This window comes from Nocardia sp. NPDC050175 (assembly GCF_044459885.1).
GTDB lineage: Bacteria > Actinomycetota > Actinomycetes > Mycobacteriales > Mycobacteriaceae > Nocardia.
In genome coordinates this window covers 390,376-408,305 of the sequence record NZ_JBITJI010000002.1, presented here as the reverse complement: position 1 = coordinate 408,305, position 17,930 = coordinate 390,376, and the positions used below count along the sequence as shown (strand labels likewise).

Genomic DNA, 17,930 nt, shown 5'->3' with positions numbered 1-17,930 from the left:
CCTCTCAGACTCTCGGGCTGGTGTAGACGTCGTCGACCTTCGCCAACGCTTCGAGTACCGCGTTCGTGCGCCGATCTCGTTTGTCGACCAGGCGCTGGTAGGTCTGTTCGCCGGAACCGTATGTGCCCTCGATGTTTTCGATCAGTGCCTCCATCGCCGCGGGATCCGACGACGGCTGGCCCGGCTCGATCTTGCCGACTTCCGCGCCGACACCGGCGAACAGATGCCGCGCGCCACCGGGGCCGCCGCCAAGGACGTTGCCTTCGAAGAGGCCGATGGTGGCCCAGCGCAGGCCGATCGAGTTCTGCAGGATGGTGTCCAGGTCTTCGACACTGACCACGCCGGACTGCACCAGATAGGTCGCCTCGGTGCTCAGCACCTTCTGCAGCCGGTTGGCCACGAATCCGGGGAGTTCCTTGCGGATCACGACCGGGACGCGGTCGAGCTCGGTGTAGAGCGCGACGGCGCGAGTGACCGTCGATTCGTCGGTCTTCTTGCCGGGCAACACCTCTACTAGCGGCATGAGCTCCGGCGGATTGAAGGGATGCCCGACCAGGATGCGGCCCGCGTTGTCCAGGTCGGCCGCGATCAAGGACGCGGAGATCGACGAGCTGGAGGTGGCCAGTACGGCGTCAGCGGGTGCGGCGCGCAGGATTTCGGCGAAGATCTGTTGCTTGATGGGCAGCCGCTCCGGGCCGTTCTCCTGAACCAGGTCGGCGTTTTGCACGGCCGCTGCCAGGTCCGCGGTCCAAGACACGCGGTCGTCGGTGCCGAACGTGGACTCGACGAGTTCGCCGAGATCGGGACGCGGGTCGGTGATCGTCACCCGCCAGCCGTGCCGCTGCGCCAGTCGGGCCCAGGACAGACCGATGACGCCCGCGCCGACCACAGCCATGGTGCGCTGAGTACTCATTGGACACCTACGATTCCGGTCAGTGACTGACCCTCGAATTTCGCGATGACGCTGTCGGAGGTGCCGTCCAAGGCGACGGCGCGGACACTGCCGCCGAGGTCGGCGACATAGGCCAGGCCTGCCTCTAGATCGACGGTGAGGCCGATGGCCTCGGCGAAACCGCGAGCGAGGATTTCCGGATCCCCGCCGGGCTCGCCGCGCGCTGGAATCGGCGCGCGATTGAGCGTGTTGCCCGCGGGCTCGGCGCCGCGGTCGGTCCAGTAGAGGTAGCCGTTGGTGGTGTCGAGCCAGAGATCGATCGGCTCGGGCAGGTGATCCCACAGCACCTCGATATCGGTGCGGGCTGCGGCCGTCTGCCCTTCCGGCATAACGAGATTCGCGCGGAAGATGCGGCCGCGGCCACCCTTGGCGGGACCTTTCTGAGTCCAGTACAGCGCGTTCCCGGCCGGATCGACGGCGATGCCGACGCATTCCTCGGCTTTATCTCCGGTCGCGGGATTGACCACCAGATCGGTCAATTCGGTGCCGTCGACGTCGGCTCGGCTCACTCGGCGACCTTCGCGGTCACTCCAATAGAGTTGTCCGGCAACGAAATCGGCGTCGAGTTGCTTGCCGGTGGTCAGCGCGCCGACCGGGAGGACCTGCCTGCGATCCGTGCCGTCGAGCGCGACGGACTCGATCGAACCGTTCTTCGGCGAGAAGTCGTAGTTGTTGTCATCGAGCGGCAGGGCGGGATCGAAATCGGGCGCGCCCATGTTGGTCCAGTAGATGCGCCGAGCGGTCTCGTCATAGACGATGCCGTCGGGAACCGGGCCGACATCGCTGACCACCGTCGTCACTGACGCGTCGGTCAGGTCGATGCGGGCGATGCGGTTACTTGCCGGGTTGAGTACCAATAATGCCTGGAACACGAGGCACCTCCATGGTGTGGCCGCCTGCTCGAGCGGGTCGACTTCCACGCTAATTTGATAGACCAGCTAACGGAATTACCATGTTCCACAGTGTGACTATGTCCACGCCGATAACAATCAGAAACGGCATCTAGCTGCGACTTTATCGCACGGGCGAATTGTCAGAAATGTCCAGGGCCAGCCAACCGGGGCACAATCGAGTCAGATAGTTACCATGTCGCAAATGGAGATCTACCATCTGCGTTACTTCCTGACCGTCGCCCGAGAGCTGAATTTCACCAAGGCGGCGCAGGCATTGCAGATGTCGGTCCCGCCGCTGAGCCAACGCATCAAAGCCCTCGAAACCGAACTCGGCGCGGCACTGTTCGAACGCTCCACCCGGCACGTCCGGCTCACCCCGACCGGCGAACGACTGGTGCCGCTTGCCCTCTCGATCGTCACCGACTTCGACGCGCTACCCGGCCGACTAACGGCCCCGAACGATCAGACGATCGACGTGCGCTTCGCCATCCCCGAACTGCTCGGCACCGACATCAGCCACCGGCTCACCGCCGCGATGACCGACCTCGCCACCGACTACACCTTCGCGCTGGAGCAGATGCGCTCCGCCGATATCGGGGCAAGCCTGCGCAGCAACCACATAGACCTAGCCCTGTCGCACATCCCCGCCTCCGGCTCGGGCGTCGAATCCGTCGTCATCGCCACCGAACCGATAGGCGTCCTGGTCGACGCCACCCTGTTCGAGGGCCGAACCTCAGTGCGGGTAACCGACTTACGCGGCTTCACCCACATCCAAGGCCCCAAACACTGGGAACTAGCCCTAGGCGACCGCGCCAAAGCCGCCCTCTCCGGCGCAGGCATCAGCGAGGGCCGAGGCCGCTTCAAAACCCTCGACGGCATGCTGATGATGCTCCGCCAAACCCAAGGCTTCATCGTCGCCCCCTTCGACTCCGAAGGCCTACACACCGTCGACCGAACCGAATACCGCTTCCTCCCCGTCGAAGACCTGAACCTCAACGTAAGCACCGCCCTACTCTGGCGCACCAACGACCCGCGTTTCACCCACCTCGCCGCCGAACTAGCCGCACGTCTGCCCGGGTAGGCCGCAGGCGAACAGCGCCACGCACCCCGATGCTTGCGTATCGGGACGACCCACGGCCGGGCGCAACCAGTTGCCACTCGATGAACCGGCGGAGTACTTTCGACCACGGCTGACAGGGGGTTATCTTGCCAAAAGACACCTACGGGCTCTATGACGATGCCCCAGATGATTACTGGGACGACGACCAGATCAGTAAGCCGAAGCCGGCGGTGCAGAAGTCGTTCAGCAATTCCCCGTCCCCACCTGACCCGCCCGTGCCGACAGAGCCGCCGACCCGGATCGGAGTGTCGCTACCACCGGTTGTCGTGGTGCCCGCTCGCCCGAGGCCGGACGGTTATGGGGCCTACTTCGAACTCAGCGCTCAGGTAACCGGTCAGCCCGTTGTGATCGTGTTCTCCACTGTCGAACGGCTCATCGAACGTCTCGGTAGATACCAACCATGGATCATGACCCCCGCCGCGGAGTTGTCGAACCTGCTCGGTACGACCGCGTTCGCGGTCGTGCTCGACCCATCGGAAAAGGTATGCCGCGTTCAATGGACAGCTGAACGGCTGCGCGCCCTGAAGGAGTACCGACCATGAGTGACTGGATGCAGGTCGTCCTCGATGACCTCACAACGATGGCCAAGACCTTCGATGACGAGTCCACCGTTTACGAAGGCGCGGTACCGAAGTTCTTGCCGGGGACGGCGGCCGAATCCGGCGATGCCACTCTGAACGAGGCCATAAAGGGGGCCTTGGATCTTTTGGAGATTCTTCATCATCAGATGGTCCGCACGATCCAGACCCATTCGGAGAAGCTCGCATACGCGCGCGACTCGTACGAGCGCCACGATATCGACAACCGCAAGCTCTACGACGACCTGACCAAGAGCCTGGACTGAACAGCAGAGGGGAGTTACCACATGAGTTGGATCGGCGGCGATCTCGGCGGACTTCAGTCCATGGGAAACATGATGAAGACCGCCCAGGAATCCACGGACGACATCGTCAAAGCGCTGGGTAACCAAGTCGACAAGGTCGTCGGTGACGCCGGTTATTCGGGCAATGCCGCCGATGCGTTCCGTAAGGCATGGACCAGCACTTCGATTCAGGTCGGCGGCCTCGCCACTGTCACCAGTGGCATCGGCCAGACCATCGCGACCCTGGGCGATCGGTTGCAACAGATCGAAGCGGACCTCTACAACGCGGCCTATGAAGCCAAAGGCCAAGGCGCGCAGATCGATGACAGCGGCAAGCCACTTACCCTGGTCATCACCGGTGACCCGGACTCGGACAGCGCGAAGAAGGCACGGCAGGCCCAGGCTGACTACACCGATGCCTACAACTCTGCCATCACCATCGCGCAGGGCTATCGGTTACAGGCGGCGAAGGATATCGCCGATGCGATCAAGCCCGTTCAACCCACTGGCAAGGACAGCGACTTCACCTGGGACAAGCGCGTCACTATCGCCGACTACCTGCGCGGCTTGTACGCGGTACCGAACGAGCGAAACTCACAGTGGGCCAACGACCTTCCGAACAAGGTCAAATCAGCCCAGACCGAGCTCGAGAAGGCCCGTGCCGACTGGAATACCGCCAATGATGCTTACCACGCACAGAACAAGATGATGCCCTTTGACGACCCCGCCCGAATCAACCACATCGAGTCCTTCAAAGACCTGAAGGACCTCAATACCAAACTCGCTGCGGCAGAGGCGAACAAAGGTGAACTTCCCGCGTCGAAGGCATTGAATGTCAAGGTTGGCGATATCGACAAGCTACTTCCGGAGCTGTCGAAGGTGGCGCCGAAGGGGCTCGAGTTCATGAAGAACATCCCTGTCGTGGATGTGGCGGCGTCGGGTTTGGTCGCCGAACTTCAGGCACAGGATGACATCGAAAAAGGACAGAGCCCGACCAAAGCGCGAACCCAGGACTATGGGGCCGCCGCAGTGGGATTGGCGGCAGGAGCAGGAACCGCCGTAGGGATCGGGGCTGTTGCGGCAGGAGCCGGTGTCACCGCGCCTGCCTGGGGTACGGCGTTGGCCGCCGGCCTGGTCGTGGTCGGCGTAGGCGACGTCGCCTACGAAGGATTCCATGAACACTGGAGCGAAGACGTCCACGACCGCGGCGTATGGAACGGAACAATGCACGGGCTGGGCAGCACCTTCTCTAATACAGGACACGACATAGGAGACCTCGCTTCCAGTGCCAAGGACGCGGCAACCAGTGTCTGGCACAAGATCTTCTGATGGTCCCCAAGTCGATGCGACACCCCGGGCTCGAGCTCCCGCGTGTCCCGTTCCTCGGAACCAGTTGGTATCGAAGAGGTTTCGCCTACTGGATCAGACGCGTCATGGCCACACTCTTCGTCGTCTTCGTATGTGTGTTCCCGGTGTGGGTCGTTGGCATCCTCATCGACCTCATAGCCCGCGATACGCGAGGTCCAGCCAGAATCGGATTACTCGCAGTCGCGACTCTTGTGATCTGCTGGAGTTTCTACACCGGCTTCCGATCAATTGCCCAATCCAAGCGGGAAGAACGTCTGCTCTTGACCGGCCAACAGGGCGATTCGGGGGTCAGGAAATCACGGCGGGCGAGCAAGGGCGCGGGCCTGGGCCTCGGTGCGGCTGCTTACGGCGGCGCGCCAATCGCTGGAGCTATCCTCCTGGTCGGTCAGCTGTTCATAGTCGGCTGGTTAGCCGCGCTTCTGACAAAGACACTCGGCCGCTACTCAGGCCCACCAGAGATACACGCCATCCTGGCCGTCCGGGACTGGTACCACCAGCATCCTCAGATCCCGAACGACCAGCGACCGCCGCAGTTCCGACAGTGAAGTCAGCTCAGCCGCTCGATGATGGTGACGTTGGCGGTGCCGCCGCCTTCGCAGATGGTGAGTAGGCCGTAGCGGCCGTTGATGCGTTCTAGTTCGTTGAGGAGGGAGGCGAAAAGCTTTGCGCCGGTGGCGCCGAGGGGGTGGCCGAGGGCGATGGCGCCGCCGTTGACGTTGACTCGTTCCGGGTCGGCGCCGGTTTCTTTCAGCCAGGCCAGGACGACGGGGGCGAAGGCCTCGTTGATCTCGACCACGTCCATGTCGTCGATGGTGAGGCCGGTTTTTTCCAGGGCCCACTTGGTGGCGGGGATCGGGGCGGTGAGCATGAAGATGGGGTCGGCGCCGCGGGCGCTGACGTGGTGGATGCGGGCCCGCGGCGTCAATCCGTAGGCCGCGACGGCCCATTCGGAGGCGAGCAGGGTGGCGCTGGCGCCGTCGGAGATCTGGCTTGCGACGGCGGCGGTCAGCGGGCTGCCCTCGGCGAGTGGCGGCAGCGACGCCATCTTCTCGAGGCTGGTCTCGCGGGGTCCCTGATCGATCCAGAAGTCGCCGACCGGCACGATTTCCTTGTCGAAGCGGCCGTTCTTGATGGCATCACGGGCCCGCTCGTGGCTGCGCAAAGCCCAGCGCTCCATGTCTTCTCGGCTGATGTTCCACTTCTCGGCGATCAGCTGCGCGGCACGGAACTGGGTGACTTCGGCGGTGCCGTAGCGGTGATCCCAGCCCTCGGAACCGACGAACGGCGAGTCGAACCCGTACTCCTTGCCCGCGTACATGGCAGCCGAGATCGGGATGGCGCTCATGTTCTGCAGCCCGCCCGCGACGATCACCTCGGCGGTGCCGCTCATGATGGCCTGCGCGCCGAAATTGATGGCCTGCTGGCTGGATCCGCACTGGCGATCCACGGTGACGCCGGGCACCTCCTCCGGATAGCCCGCGGCCAACCACGCGGTGCGGCCGACGTTTCCGGCCTGCGGGCCGACATTGTCGACGCAGCCGACGATCACGTCGTCGACGTTGCCCGGGTCGATCGTGTTGCGGTCCAACAGCCCACGCAGTGCGGCCGCGCCGAGGTCGGCGGGGTGCACGGCGGCCAGCGCGCCGCCGCGCTTGCCGACCGGGGTGCGCACCGCGTCGATCACGTAGGCGTCCCGCAGCGGGGTGTAGGGGCGGCGTGGTGCGGATGGTGCTGACATCTTGGAACTCCTACGTGGTTTGCTCGGCCTCGGACAGCGTGAGGCCGTCGAGCACGATGGTCAGGTACTGCTTGGCGAGGTTGTCGACGGTGATGGGGCCGCCCGGCTGATACCAGCGCACCGCGACCCACACGGTGTCGCGCAGGAATCGGTAGGCCAGTTCGACGTCGATCTCCGGCCGGAAGCTGCCGTCGGTCACGCCGTTGGTCAGCACCCGATGCCAGAGCTCGCGGAACTCACGGTTGTAGTCGGCGATATAGGTGAACCGCTCGGCGGTGCGCAGCCGCTTGGCCTCGGCCTGGTAGATCGCCACCGCGGCGTGATGGCGATCGAACGACTGGTAGGACGCGATCACCAAGGCTTCCAAGGTGTCTCGCGGGCTGAGCCCGGCACCGACGATCTCCCGGTAGTGCCCGAACAGCTCGTCGAGGAAGCCGCGCAGGATCTCGTCCACCATCGACTCTTTGGAATCGAAGTGGTGGTAGAGGCTCCCCGATAGAATTCCGGCCGCGTCGGCGATGTCGCGCACGGTGGTGGCGCGCAGGCCGCGTTCGGCGAACAGTTCGGCCGCCAGCGTGAGCAGTTCATTGCGCCGTGCTGATTTCGAAGCCTCGGGTGCGGTCACATCGGCCATAATACAACCAAGCATTTGCTTGGTACAGGGTGACGCGCGATCAATCACGCCAGCGGCGGGTTGACAGGTCATGTTCGAGGAAGTTCAGCGCACCGAATATCGCAGTGGTGAGGACACCGATAGGTCGGCTAGTAGCCGGTCGCAGATCACCACCGGCTCGATGCCCGCTCTCGCCATCCGCGCCACCAAGGCGAGCCGGCGTTCGCAGCTGTCCCACTCGACGGTGAGCTGGCCGCGCCCCGGCCCGGCGTCCACCGTCGCCATCACCCGCGGCGGGCCGTAGGCCATCGGCTCTTCGATCAGCTTGAGCACCATGCCGCGCTGCCACGCCTGGTAGGTGTCCATATCGGCGCCGACCACCAGCTTGTCGGTGGCGGCACAGAGGCCCTGGGCGATCTCTTCGTCGAAGGCCACCCGGTCGAACCGGAACTTCCGGCATTTGGCCACCACATCTAGGAGGTCGGCGCGCACCTCGCACAGCAGCGCGGACTGCTGATGCCTGCGCCGGTCCTGCTCGGACTCCGCCGGATCGGAGCCGAGCCCGATCTGGTTGGCCCGCTCTCGATCTCGCGCCATATCCGCGCGCAACGCCGCCCGTGGATCGCGCGTCACCTCGCGCTCGTCGACGGCGTATTGCTCGAGAATCTGTGCCGCGCGCATCGCGGTCGCGCATTCGGAGGCGTGCTCCATCAATTCGGCGCCGAGTGTTAGCGCGGCGAGCACCATGCTGTCCAGCCTGCGCCTGGCTAGCACCACTTCGCGCACCAATTCGAGTTCCAGTTGTTCGCGGGCAGCTGGGCTATCCAGGCCCATAGCCATCGCCCCTTTGGAGAGTGCGGGATCCGATCTCAACCAGCATCGCACACCCCGGGGACATCTGGCGCGACCTTTTCTACCTGATCAGCCGCCCATTTGCTCGAGGTACGCCGGAAGCTGGAAGGCGATCGCACTCTGGCGCGATCCGCCATCCGTCCAGTCTGCTGTCCGCTACCGGACACCTACCGCAGCCAACGACCGGCAACGCGAACGCGATTGGCGCAACTGTTTGCGAAAAATGTTGCGCGCTATGACAGATCGCCGAAATTTCGGGTGCGCGACACCGGTTATCCGCGAAGATCGCGGAGCGCCATTCGACCGTGCGATACCGGCTCGACTCCCGCGAAATCATCCATCCGGACCATCGATCGCGTTCGGCACGAAGGAATATTCATGCCTATTACCACCGCCGCACGACTGGTCGCGGTCGACAAAATTGGTCGCCCCAGCAGCATCAGCTGGGGAATCCATTGAACCGCCTCAGGCGCGTTGACTGCTGACCGAGACGACCTCGCCGGTCAGATAGGACGTGTAATCACTGGCCAGCATGGCGATGGTGGCCGCGACCTCCCACGGCTCGGCGGCCCGGCCGAAGGCCTCACGTTCGGACAACCGATCGAGCAGCTCGGTCGAGCTGACCTTGTCCAGGAAGGCGTGCCTGGCGATGCTCGGCGCGACCGCGTTGATCCGCACGCCGAGTTCGGCGGCCTCGACGGCACTGCACCGGGTCAGCGCCATCACGCCCGCCTTGGCCGCGGCGTAGTGCGCCTGTCCGTGTTGCGCGCGCCAGCCGAGCACGCTGGCGTTGTTGACGATCACGCCGCCGTGGCCCGCGTCGCGGAAGTAGCCGAGCGCGGCGCGGGTGCAGCGGAAGGTGCCGTTGAGGGTGATGTCGAGGACGCGATCCCACTGCTCGTCGGTCATGTCGACCACCGGGGTCTCGCCGCCGAGTCCGGCATTGTTGACCATGATGTCGATCCGGCCGAGCGCCTCGCCCGCGCCGCGCACCAGGGCGTTTACCTGCTCGGTGCGCTGTACGTCGCAGGCGATCGAGGCGACCTTGCGCGCCGGGAATTCGGCCGCGAGCTCGGCGGCGGTCTCGGCCAATCGCCGCTCGTGCCAATCGGAGACGACCACGTCGGCGCCCTCGGCGAGCAGCCTGCGCGCGGTGGCCGAGCCGATACCGGTGCCTGCCGCGGCGGTGATGACGGCGGTGCGTCCGGTCAGCAGTCCGTGTCCCGGAATGGGCTGTGGCGCAACAGAAAGATCGCTCATGGTCGAGCCTCCCGCGGCAGGCCGAGCACGCGCTCGGCGATGATGTTGCGCTGCACTTCGTTCGAACCTCCGTAGATCGTGTCGGCGCGGGTGAACAGGTACATCCGCTGCCATTCGTTCAGGTCGTTCTCCTCGGCCACCATGCCTGCGGGGCCGAGCACGGCCATCGCAAGCTCGCCGAGGCCGCGATGCCAGTTGGCCCACAACAGTTTTGCGACCGAGGCCTGCCCGCCGTCGTCGACGCCCGCGCCCTCCATGGTGCGAATCGCGTGGGCGCGCAACACCCGCAGGCCGACCCAGGCCCGGTCGATCCGATCGGCGATGAGCGGGTCGTCGGCGGCACCGGTGCGGCGGGCCAGCGCCTCGACGTTGGCGAGCTCCCTGGCGAACCTGATCTGCTGGCCGAGCGTGGAGATGCCGCGCTCGAAGGTCAGGGTGCCCATGGCGATGCGCCAGCCCTCGCCCGGCGCGCCGATCACCAGGTCCGCGGCGGTGCGCGCGTTGTCGAAGAAGACCTCGTTGAATTCCGAGGTGCCGGTCAGCTGGACGATCGGGCGCACGTCGATGCCCGGCTGATGCATCGGAACCAGCAGGTAGGACAGGCCCTGGTGGCGGACCGAGCCGCGCTCGGTGCGCGCGATCACGAAGCACCAGTCGGCGAGGTGGGCCAGCGAGGTCCAGATCTTCTGGCCGTTGATCGACCACTCGTCGCCGTCGAGCTGGGCCGCGGTGGTGATCGCGGCCAGGTCCGAGCCTGCGCCCGGCTCGGAATAGCCCTGGCACCACAGCTCGGTCACCGTGCGGATGCCGGGCAGGAAGCGCTCTTTCTGCGCCGGGGTGCCGAAGGCGAGCACGGTCGGGCCGAGTAGTTCCTCGCCGACGTGCGAAACCCGGGACGGCGCGTTCGCTTTCGCGTATTCCTCATGGAAGATCACCTGCTGGCGCACCGTCGCCTCGCGGCCGCCGTACTCCTTGGGCCAGCCGAGGCAGGTCCAGCCCGCGGCGGCCAGGTGCCGGTCCCAGGCGAGGCGCTCCTCGAAGGCCTCGTGTTCGCGGCCCGGTCCGCCGAGCCCGCGCAGTTCGCGGAATTCGCCGTTCAGGTTTTCCGCAAGCCACTCGCGCACGTCGGCGGCGAATTGCGCGTCTTGCGTCGCGGAAAACCGCCCGCCCGGCTCGGCGGTGTCGGATTCTGAGGTCTGGATCGCACCCACGCCGGTAGGATAACCTACCAAGCACTTGCTTTGTAGGGCGCTTGCATAAGTGCCCCGACACGGACGGTAAGGACAACCGTGACAACCCCTGCACTCACAACACCGCTGGCGCTGCAGCATGCCGCGCGCACGTTCGGTACCGCTCCCGCCCTGGCCGACGGCCCGGTGCGGCTGGACTGGACCGAGCTGCTCGCGGCGGTCCAGGAGGTGGCGCGGGCGCTCATCGCGCGCGGCGTGCAGTCGGGCGACCGGGTGGCGATGTGGGCGCCCAACACCCATCACTGGGTCGTCGCGGCGCTGGCCGCGCATTACGTCGGCGCGTCACTGGTGCCGTTGAACACCCGCTACGTCGCCGATGAGGCCGCCGATGTGCTGGTCCGGGTGGACGCGCGGGCGTTGTTCATCGCGGGCACCTTTCTCGGCCGTGATCGGCTGGCCGAATTACGTGCTACCGCACCGGAACTCGATATCGAGACGGTGGTCGTCATCCCGGTCGAGCCGGGCACCGAGACCAGCGACGAGACCGCGTTCGACTGGTCCGAGCTCGCGGGCGTCGCCGAAAAGGCCACGCCGGCCGAGGCCGAGGAGCGCGCGGCGGCGGTCAGTCCCGACGACACCGCCGACATCCTGTTCACCTCCGGCACCACCGGCCGCAGCAAGGGCACCGTGGTGGCGCATCGGCAGGCGCTGTCGGTGGTGCGGGCCTGGGCGGAGTGCACGACGCTCAACGGCGACGACCGGTATCTGGTGGTGAGCCCGTTCTTCCACAACTTCGGTTACAAGGCAGGCATTCTCGCCTGCCTGGTCACCGGGGCCGCGATCGTCCCGCAGGCGGTGTTCGACGTGCCTGCCACGATGCGGCTGGTGAGCGAGGAGAAGATCACCGTGCTGCCCGGGCCGCCGACGATCTACCAGACGATTCTCGACTTCCCGGGCCGCGCCGACTTCGACCTCAGCACGTTGCGGGTCGCGGTGACGGGTGCGGCGACCGTGCCGGTGGTGCTGGTCGAGCGGATGCGCTCGGAGCTCGACTTCGATGTCGTTATCACCGGTTACGGACTGTCCGAGGCGTCCGGGTTCGGCACCATGTGCCGCGCGGACGACGACGCCGCGACCATCGCGGGCACCTGCGGGCGCCCGATCGCCGACTTCGAACTGCGGCTCGCGCCGAACGGCGAGGTGTTGTTGCGCGGGCCGAACGTGATGCTCGGCTACCTCGACGATCCCGAAAGTACTGCGGAGACCATCGATTCCGACGGCTGGCTGCACACCGGCGACGTCGGCACGGTGGACGAGCGCGGCTACCTGAAGATCACCGACCGGCTCAAGGACATGTACATCTCCGGCGGGTTCAACGTGTACCCGGCCGAGATCGAGCAGGCGCTCGCGCGGCTGGACGGTATCGCCGAATCCGCGGTGATCGGCGTGCCGGATACCCGAATGGGTGAGGTGGGCAAGGCTTTCGTGGTCCGCAAGGCGGGCGCGCAGCTCACCGCGGACCAGGTGTTCGCCCACGCCACCACCGTGCTGGCCAATTTCAAGGTGCCGCGGTTCATCGAATTCCGCGACCAGCTGCCCTACAGCGCCGCCGGGAAAGTGCTCAAGCGTCAACTACGTGAGGAGATTTCGTAATGTCGGAACCGATCCCGGACGAGGGTGACGTCGTCACGTACGAGGTGCGTGGTCGCACGGCGATCGTCACGCTGAACCGGCCGGATTACCGCAACGCGCAGAACTCGGTGATGACCTACGCGCTCGACGCCGCCTTCGTGCGGGCCGTCGAGGACCCCGAGGTCGGCGTGATCGTGTTGGCGGGCAACGGGAAACACTTCAGCGCCGGGCACGATATCGGCACTCCCGGCCGCGATCATCACATTCACTACCCGAACAAGGCCGCGCTGTGGTGGGACCACGTCGACAAGGTCGGCGGCGATCAGCGGTTCGCGCGAGAGCTCGAGGTCTACCTCGGCATGTGCAGGCGTTGGCGGGAGATTCCCAAGCCGACCATTGCCATGGTGCAGGGTGCGTGCATCGCGGGTGGGCTGATGCTGGCCTGGGTGTGCGATCTGATCATCGCCTCTGATGACGCGTTCTTCTCTGATCCTGTTGTGCGGATGGGCATTCCGGGCGTCGAATACTTCGCGCACCCGTGGGTGATGGGGCCGCGGGCCGCGAAGGAGTTCCTGTTCACCGGGGATCGGTTCGGTGCGGCGCAGGCCAAGGAGTGGGGCATGGTCAACCGGGTGGTGCCGCGGGCCGAGTTGGAAGCCGAGACGCTCGCGCTGGCCGAAAAGATCGGCACCATGCCGCAATTCGGGCTCGCGTTGACGAAGAAGGCAGTCAACCAGGCAGAGGATCAAATGGGCATGCGCAACGGGATGGATTCGGTGTTCGGGCTGCATCACTTCGCGCATGCGCACAATGCGGAGGTCGGTGCCGACTCGCTCGGCGGCATGAACGCCAAATCTATGAAGGCAAAGGCGTCCTCGACCGGCGAGAACGGGGCGTCGTAAGTGGATCTCGAGATCGACCAGGCGACCCAGGAATTCCAGGCCGAGGTCCGGGAGTTCCTGGCTGCTAACAAACCTGCGCAGCCATTGCCTTCGATGGACACCAAGGCTGGATTCGAGGCGCATCGCGCCTGGGAGCACACGCTCGCCGATGCTCGACTGTCGGTCGTCGCGTGGCCCGACGAGTACGGCGGCCGGGACGCCTCGCTGCTGGAGTGGGTGCTGTTCGAGCAGGAGTACTACGCCGCTGGCGCGCCGGGACGGGTGAGTCAGAACGGCATCTTCCTGCTGGCACCAACACTTTTCGAGCACGGCACACCCGAACAGCTCGACCGGATCATGCCCCGGATGGCGCGTGGTGAGGACATTTGGGCCCAGGCCTGGTCGGAGCCGGAGGCGGGTAGCGATCTCGCTGGCATCCGCTCGACCGCGCGGCGTACCAATGGCGGCTGGCTGCTCAGCGGGCAGAAAACGTGGAGTTCGCGAGCGGCCTACGCGGACTGGGCCTTCGGCCTGTTCCGCAGCGACCCCGAGGCGGAGCGGCACAAAGGGCTGACCTATGTGATGTTCCCGCTGTCCGCGGATGGTGTTTCGGTACGGCCGATTCCGCAGTTGGACGGCGAACCCGGCTTCGCGGAAATCTTCCTCGACGAGGTGTTCGTGCCCGATCGCGACGTGATCGGAGAGCCCGGCGAGGGCTGGCGCGTGGCGATGAGCACGTCCAGCAATGAGCGCGGTCTGTCGCTGCGTAGCCCCGGGCGGTTCAGCGCGACGGCGCAGCGGTTGATCGATCTGTGGCTCGACACCGGCGACGAGACCAACACCGGGCAGCGAGATGCCGTGGTGGACGCCTGGATCGGCAGCGAGGCGTACCGGCTGCACACCTTCGGCACGGTGACCCGGCTGAACGAGGGCGGCAAGCTGGGCGCGGAATCCTCGATTACCAAGGTGTTCTGGTCCGAGCTCGATATCGCCATGCACGAGACCGCGCTGGAGGTGCTCGGCGTGAGTGCCGAACGGTCCGGGCCGTGGACCGACGGTTATCTGTTCTCGCTGTCCGGCCCGATCTACGCGGGCACCAATGAGATTCAGCGCAACATCATCGCCGAGCGGCTGCTCGGACTACCGAGAGGGAGCAGCCGATGAGATTCGCGCTCAGTCCCGAACAACTCGACTTCGGCACCAGCGTGCGCAAGCTGCTCGACGCGGGTCGCACGCCCGCCGCGGTGCGTGGCTGGGCGACCGGTGATCCGCGCCCGGGGCGCGGGCTGATCCGCCAGCTGGCCGGTGCGGGTGTGCTCGGTCTAGCCATCGATGACGAGCACGGCGGTGTCGGTGCCGAACCCATCGATCTGGTGGTGGCGTTCGTCGAGCTCGGTCGCGCCGCCGCACCCGGTCCACTGGTGGAGACGGCTGCTGCGATACCGGCACTGCTGCAAGCACTTCCAGATAAGAGCCTGGCCGGGCGCTGGCTTCCCGGCTTCGCCGAAGGTGCCGAGCTGGGCACCATTGCTTTCCATAACGGTGTGGCCCTCGACGCCGACGACGCGGAGGTCGTGCTGATCGCGGACGGCGGTCAGCTGCACACCGGTCACCGGACCGGACTGGTGCGGTCGATCGATCCGGCGCGCCGCCTGTTCGCCGTGGCCGCCGACGAGTCGGTTGCCGAGGACGTTGCCGACGCCATCGCCACCGGGTTCGACACCGGCGCGCTGGCCTGTGCGGCACAGCTGCTCGGCGCTGGGCGCGCGCTGCTGGATTCCACCACCGGATATGCCAAGCAGCGCAAGCAGTTCGGCAAGCCGATCGGCGAATTCCAGGCCGTCAAACAGAAACTCGCCGACGTGCTGATCGGACTGGACCTGGCCGAACCGCTGCTCTACCGCGCCGCGCTCACCATGGGTGACTCGACGCGCGGCCGCGATGTCTCGGTCGCCGTGATCGCCTGCGGCGACGCGGCTTACCGCGCCGCCAGGGCGGCCCTGCAGGTGCACGGCGCGATCGGCTACACCGCCGAATACGATCTGTCGCTGTGGCTGACCAAGGTCACCGCGCTCCGATCCGCCTGGGGCACACCGGATCTACATCGAGCGCGGATCGCCGACTCGCTCCGCGATGCGGCGGAACGGCAACTACGAGGGACGGCATGACAAGCACCGAACACCAGGAGTTCACCGCCTCGGTGCGGGCTCTGCTCACCAAACACGCGGGCTCGGCCGCGGTGCGCGCGGCGATGGACACCGAACTCGGCTACGACCAGGCCCTCTGGCAGCGACTGTGCGAGCAGATCGGCGTCGCGGCACTAGCAATTCCCGAGGAATACGGCGGTGTCGGCGCCAGCCTGGTCGAATCCCTGCTCGTGGTCGGCGAACTCGGCCGCACCCTCGCCGGTGTCCCGATGCTCGGCTCCGCCGTCCTCGGCACCCAGGCCTTGCTGCTGTCCGGCGATGCCGAGGCCTGCGCCCGCCTGCTCCCCGAGGTCGCCGAAGGCACCCGCACCCTCGCCGCGTGCTGGGCAGGCGAAACCGGCTGGGACGAACCAGGAGTCCACGAATCGGACGGAACCCTCACCGGCACCGCCCATTACGTGCTCGACGGCCACACCGCCGCCACCTTGATCGTGCTCACCCCGACCGGCTTCTTCGAGGTCGACCCCACCACCACCGGGGTCACCCGCCGCGTCGTCCCCACCATGGACCCCACCCGCAAACTCACCGAAATCACCTTCACCGCAGCCGAAGCCCGCCCCCTCGGCACCGCCGACCCCACCCCCGCCATCACCCGACTACGCGAAATCGCCTGGGCCGCAATCGCCGCCGAACAGGTAGGCGCCGCCGACCACTGCCTGCAAATGACCGTCGACTACACCAAGTCCCGAGTCCAATTCGGCCGCCCCCTCGGCAGCTTCCAAGCCCTCAAACACCGCATGGCAGACATGTACGTCCTACTGGAGTCCGCCAAGTCCGCCTCCGCCGCCGCCACCCTCGCGGTAGCCGAGAACACCCCTACCGCCCCCGAAGACGTCTGGGCAGCCCGTCTGCACTGCACCGAGGCCCTCACCACAATCACCGCCGAAACCATCCAACTCCACGGCGGCATAGCCATCACCTGGGAACACGACGCCCACCTCTTCTTCAAACGCGCCCACAGCGACACCCACCTCTTTGGCACCCCCAAACGCCCTGTCGCCGCACCGTCGTGAACGCACCACGCACTCCTTGTGGTCGCGGCACCGGTATCGAGGATGACCTGCTCTAGCAAGTCATAGCTCACAGTCCTTAAACTGGCCGCCATGACCTCCGCACACGACTATGAGGAGCTACACCACCTGGTAGACCGGCTGACTCCGGCTCAGGCGCGGCATCTTCGCCTGCTCGTGTCGGAAGACCCCGAGTTGTCCACAACGGCTCCGCAGGACGACGAAGTTCGAGGCGTGTCCGAGGGCCTGCGATCACTCACCGGCATCTGGGATTCCGGCAGGACCGACGCCGCCGAGCGTCACGATGACTACATCCGTGATCGCCTGCGGCAGCGGCGCGACGAATGGCAGTAACGACGACCGTGCTGGACACCGGTCCACTGGTGGCTCTGATGGACCGCAGTGACAACCGGCACGCCGAATGCGCCCAGTTCTTCTCGACCCTGCGGGGGCCGACTATTGCTACCCACATCAGTAATGATCGAAGTCTGCTGGCTACTGGAGGAACGTCCCGATGTCGAGGCAGCCTTTCTCGACCGGGTCGAGGAAGATGTCTTCGAACTGGTCTCGTTCACGAAACCAGACGTCGGCCGGATCGCTGAGTTGGTGCGTCAGTATGCCGACTTTCCCCTGGGGACAGTCGACGCATCCGTCATAGCCGTCGCCGAACGATTCGATTCCGACAGGGTTGCCACCCTCGACCGCAAGCACTTCAGCGTGGTTCGCCCCGCCCACGTGCCGACGTTCACGTTGCTGCCCTAGCTCGTGGCACCGCCGCACATACGCCCGGAACTCCAGATCAGAGCCTCGATATGCCCCGCATACCGGGGCTTTTTCGTGTTCGTGATCGAGTTCACGGGACATATATAGTTAGCTTATGTAATAATATCTAGGTGCAGCAGGCTCAGGTGAATACAGCGGATGACATTGTCGTCGATCTACTCGTTACTGCGGGCAGGCTCACTCGGCTGGCCGGGGTGATCAGCGGCGACGACCTGCCGCGGGCGGTGTTGCGGGCACTTGCGGTGCTCGATGAACACGGCGCCGTGCGGGTCAGTGAGTTCGCCAGGATCGACCGTTGTTCGCAGCCGGCGGCAACGACGCTGATCGGCAGGCTGGTCGCGGATGGCTTCGCGACCCGGCGCAAGGACTCGGCGGACTCCAGGGCCGTCGTCGTCGAACTCACCCCGGCCGGGCGCAACCGGCTCACCCAGGCGCGGCAGGCGTTCGCCGCCGCGCTCACCACGCGGCTCGACGGCTTCGACACCGAACGCCTCGCCCGCATGGACACCGATTTGAACGAACTGCTGGAGGCCCTGAAAACGGCTACGCCACAGCATCATCCGCTATAG

At 65.8% G+C, this 17,930-nt stretch carries 20 protein-coding genes; 13 read left to right on the top strand and 7 right to left on the bottom strand.

Annotated features, from left to right (window positions below; translation table 11 throughout):
* Positions 1–4: 4 nt before the first annotated feature.
* Both ACIBK2_RS07470 and ACIBK2_RS07465 read right to left on the bottom strand, forming a co-directional pair.
* Positions 5–913: a 3-hydroxyacyl-CoA dehydrogenase NAD-binding domain-containing protein gene (locus ACIBK2_RS07470; RefSeq protein ID WP_396964723.1), complete on the bottom strand. Its 909-nt coding sequence runs from the start codon at positions 911–913 to the stop codon at positions 5–7.
* Positions 910–1,824, bottom strand: a complete 915-nt coding sequence (locus tag ACIBK2_RS07465; protein ID WP_396964721.1) for a hypothetical protein — start codon at positions 1,822–1,824, stop codon at positions 910–912. The genes ACIBK2_RS07470 and ACIBK2_RS07465 overlap by 4 nt, the downstream gene beginning before the upstream one ends.
* A 223-nt stretch (positions 1,825–2,047) precedes the next feature.
* Here ACIBK2_RS07465 and ACIBK2_RS07460 point away from each other — a divergent pair, with 223 nt between their 5' ends.
* The 5 genes from ACIBK2_RS07460 to ACIBK2_RS07440 all read left to right on the top strand — a co-directional run bounded on the left by ACIBK2_RS07460 (position 2,048) and on the right by ACIBK2_RS07440 (position 5,740).
* The gene (locus tag ACIBK2_RS07460; RefSeq protein WP_396964719.1) at positions 2,048–2,926 is read left to right on the top strand and encodes a LysR family transcriptional regulator; all 879 of its coding nucleotides are present in this window, start codon (positions 2,048–2,050) and stop codon (positions 2,924–2,926) included.
* 125 nt (positions 2,927–3,051) lie between these two features.
* On the top strand, positions 3,052–3,507 hold the full coding sequence (locus tag ACIBK2_RS07455; protein ID WP_396964717.1) for an SAV_915 family protein: 456 nt from the start codon (positions 3,052–3,054) through the stop codon (positions 3,505–3,507).
* Positions 3,504–3,809: a DUF6317 family protein gene (locus ACIBK2_RS07450; RefSeq protein WP_396964715.1), complete on the top strand. Its 306-nt coding sequence runs from the start codon at positions 3,504–3,506 to the stop codon at positions 3,807–3,809. The genes ACIBK2_RS07455 and ACIBK2_RS07450 overlap by 4 nt, the downstream gene beginning before the upstream one ends.
* Positions 3,810–3,830: 21 nt before the next feature.
* Entirely contained in the window at positions 3,831–5,156 is a 1,326-nt protein-coding gene (locus ACIBK2_RS07445) for a WXG100 family type VII secretion target (RefSeq protein WP_396964713.1), read from the top strand.
* 104 nt (positions 5,157–5,260) lie between these two features.
* Positions 5,261–5,740: a hypothetical protein gene (locus tag ACIBK2_RS07440; RefSeq protein WP_396964711.1), complete on the top strand. Its 480-nt coding sequence runs from the start codon at positions 5,261–5,263 to the stop codon at positions 5,738–5,740.
* 2 nt (positions 5,741–5,742) lie between these two features.
* On the opposite strand, the gene ACIBK2_RS07435 is transcribed toward ACIBK2_RS07440, so the two are convergent.
* The 5 genes from ACIBK2_RS07435 to ACIBK2_RS07415 all read right to left on the bottom strand — a co-directional run bounded on the left by ACIBK2_RS07435 (position 5,743) and on the right by ACIBK2_RS07415 (position 10,869).
* Positions 5,743–6,933: an acetyl-CoA C-acetyltransferase gene (locus tag ACIBK2_RS07435; protein WP_396964709.1), complete on the bottom strand. Its 1,191-nt coding sequence runs from the start codon at positions 6,931–6,933 to the stop codon at positions 5,743–5,745.
* A 10-nt stretch (positions 6,934–6,943) separates the two neighbouring features.
* Positions 6,944–7,567, bottom strand: a complete 624-nt coding sequence (locus tag ACIBK2_RS07430) for a TetR/AcrR family transcriptional regulator (RefSeq protein WP_379282049.1) — start codon at positions 7,565–7,567, stop codon at positions 6,944–6,946.
* An 84-nt stretch (positions 7,568–7,651) separates the two neighbouring features.
* On the bottom strand, positions 7,652–8,380 hold the full coding sequence (locus ACIBK2_RS07425; protein WP_396964707.1) for a hypothetical protein: 729 nt from the start codon (positions 8,378–8,380) through the stop codon (positions 7,652–7,654).
* Positions 8,381–8,863: 483 nt separating this feature from the next.
* Entirely contained in the window at positions 8,864–9,658 is a 795-nt protein-coding gene (locus tag ACIBK2_RS07420; protein WP_396964705.1) for an SDR family oxidoreductase, read from the bottom strand.
* Entirely contained in the window at positions 9,655–10,869 is a 1,215-nt protein-coding gene (locus ACIBK2_RS07415; RefSeq protein ID WP_396964703.1) for an acyl-CoA dehydrogenase family protein, read from the bottom strand. The genes ACIBK2_RS07420 and ACIBK2_RS07415 overlap by 4 nt, the downstream gene beginning before the upstream one ends.
* A gap of 78 nt (positions 10,870–10,947) precedes the next feature.
* Here ACIBK2_RS07415 and ACIBK2_RS07410 point away from each other — a divergent pair, with 78 nt between their 5' ends.
* The 8 genes from ACIBK2_RS07410 (at position 10,948) to ACIBK2_RS07375 (ending at position 17,930) form a co-directional block, all read left to right on the top strand.
* Positions 10,948–12,501, top strand: coding sequence for a FadD3 family acyl-CoA ligase (locus ACIBK2_RS07410; RefSeq protein WP_396964701.1), 1,554 nt, complete (start codon positions 10,948–10,950; stop codon positions 12,499–12,501).
* Positions 12,501–13,382, top strand: coding sequence for an enoyl-CoA hydratase (locus ACIBK2_RS07405; RefSeq protein WP_396964699.1), 882 nt, complete (start codon positions 12,501–12,503; stop codon positions 13,380–13,382). Before ACIBK2_RS07410 ends, ACIBK2_RS07405 begins: the two co-directional genes overlap by 1 nt.
* Positions 13,383–14,525 (top strand): acyl-CoA dehydrogenase family protein, encoded by a 1,143-nt coding sequence (locus ACIBK2_RS07400; protein WP_396964697.1) that lies wholly within the window; start codon positions 13,383–13,385, stop codon positions 14,523–14,525.
* Entirely contained in the window at positions 14,522–15,529 is a 1,008-nt protein-coding gene (locus ACIBK2_RS07395) for an acyl-CoA dehydrogenase family protein (protein ID WP_396964695.1), read from the top strand. The genes ACIBK2_RS07400 and ACIBK2_RS07395 overlap by 4 nt, the downstream gene beginning before the upstream one ends.
* On the top strand, positions 15,526–16,581 hold the full coding sequence (locus ACIBK2_RS07390; protein ID WP_396964693.1) for an acyl-CoA dehydrogenase family protein: 1,056 nt from the start codon (positions 15,526–15,528) through the stop codon (positions 16,579–16,581). The genes ACIBK2_RS07395 and ACIBK2_RS07390 overlap by 4 nt, the downstream gene beginning before the upstream one ends.
* 90 nt (positions 16,582–16,671) lie before the next feature.
* The gene (locus tag ACIBK2_RS07385; RefSeq protein WP_396964691.1) at positions 16,672–16,932 is read left to right on the top strand and encodes a hypothetical protein; all 261 of its coding nucleotides are present in this window, start codon (positions 16,672–16,674) and stop codon (positions 16,930–16,932) included.
* A 123-nt stretch (positions 16,933–17,055) separates the two neighbouring features.
* Positions 17,056–17,340 carry a type II toxin-antitoxin system VapC family toxin gene (locus ACIBK2_RS07380; protein WP_396964689.1) on the top strand — a complete coding sequence of 95 codons (285 nt, stop codon included), beginning with the start codon at positions 17,056–17,058 and terminating at the stop codon, positions 17,338–17,340.
* 146 nt (positions 17,341–17,486) lie between these two features.
* Positions 17,487–17,930 carry a MarR family winged helix-turn-helix transcriptional regulator gene (locus ACIBK2_RS07375; RefSeq protein ID WP_396964687.1) on the top strand — a complete coding sequence of 148 codons (444 nt, stop codon included), beginning with the start codon at positions 17,487–17,489 and terminating at the stop codon, positions 17,928–17,930.

Coding starts and splice junctions, on each gene's coding strand:
- ACIBK2_RS07470 (WP_396964723.1), bottom strand. CDS start 913: ATGAGTACTCAGCGCACCATGGCTGTGGTCGGCGCGGGCGTCATCGGT.
- ACIBK2_RS07460 (WP_396964719.1), top strand. CDS start 2,048: ATGGAGATCTACCATCTGCGTTACTTCCTGACCGTCGCCCGAGAGCTG.
- ACIBK2_RS07450 (WP_396964715.1), top strand. CDS start 3,504: ATGAGTGACTGGATGCAGGTCGTCCTCGATGACCTCACAACGATGGCC.
- ACIBK2_RS07445 (WP_396964713.1), top strand. CDS start 3,831: ATGAGTTGGATCGGCGGCGATCTCGGCGGACTTCAGTCCATGGGAAAC.
- ACIBK2_RS07440 (WP_396964711.1), top strand. CDS start 5,261: ATGGCCACACTCTTCGTCGTCTTCGTATGTGTGTTCCCGGTGTGGGTC.
- ACIBK2_RS07435 (WP_396964709.1), bottom strand. CDS start 6,933: ATGTCAGCACCATCCGCACCACGCCGCCCCTACACCCCGCTGCGGGAC.
- ACIBK2_RS07430 (WP_379282049.1), bottom strand. CDS start 7,567: ATGGCCGATGTGACCGCACCCGAGGCTTCGAAATCAGCACGGCGCAAT.
- ACIBK2_RS07425 (WP_396964707.1), bottom strand. CDS start 8,380: ATGGGCCTGGATAGCCCAGCTGCCCGCGAACAACTGGAACTCGAATTG.
- ACIBK2_RS07420 (WP_396964705.1), bottom strand. CDS start 9,658: ATGAGCGATCTTTCTGTTGCGCCACAGCCCATTCCGGGACACGGACTG.
- ACIBK2_RS07405 (WP_396964699.1), top strand. CDS start 12,501: ATGTCGGAACCGATCCCGGACGAGGGTGACGTCGTCACGTACGAGGTG.
- ACIBK2_RS07395 (WP_396964695.1), top strand. CDS start 14,522: ATGAGATTCGCGCTCAGTCCCGAACAACTCGACTTCGGCACCAGCGTG.
- ACIBK2_RS07390 (WP_396964693.1), top strand. CDS start 15,526: ATGACAAGCACCGAACACCAGGAGTTCACCGCCTCGGTGCGGGCTCTG.
- ACIBK2_RS07385 (WP_396964691.1), top strand. CDS start 16,672: ATGACCTCCGCACACGACTATGAGGAGCTACACCACCTGGTAGACCGG.
- ACIBK2_RS07380 (WP_396964689.1), top strand. CDS start 17,056: ATGATCGAAGTCTGCTGGCTACTGGAGGAACGTCCCGATGTCGAGGCA.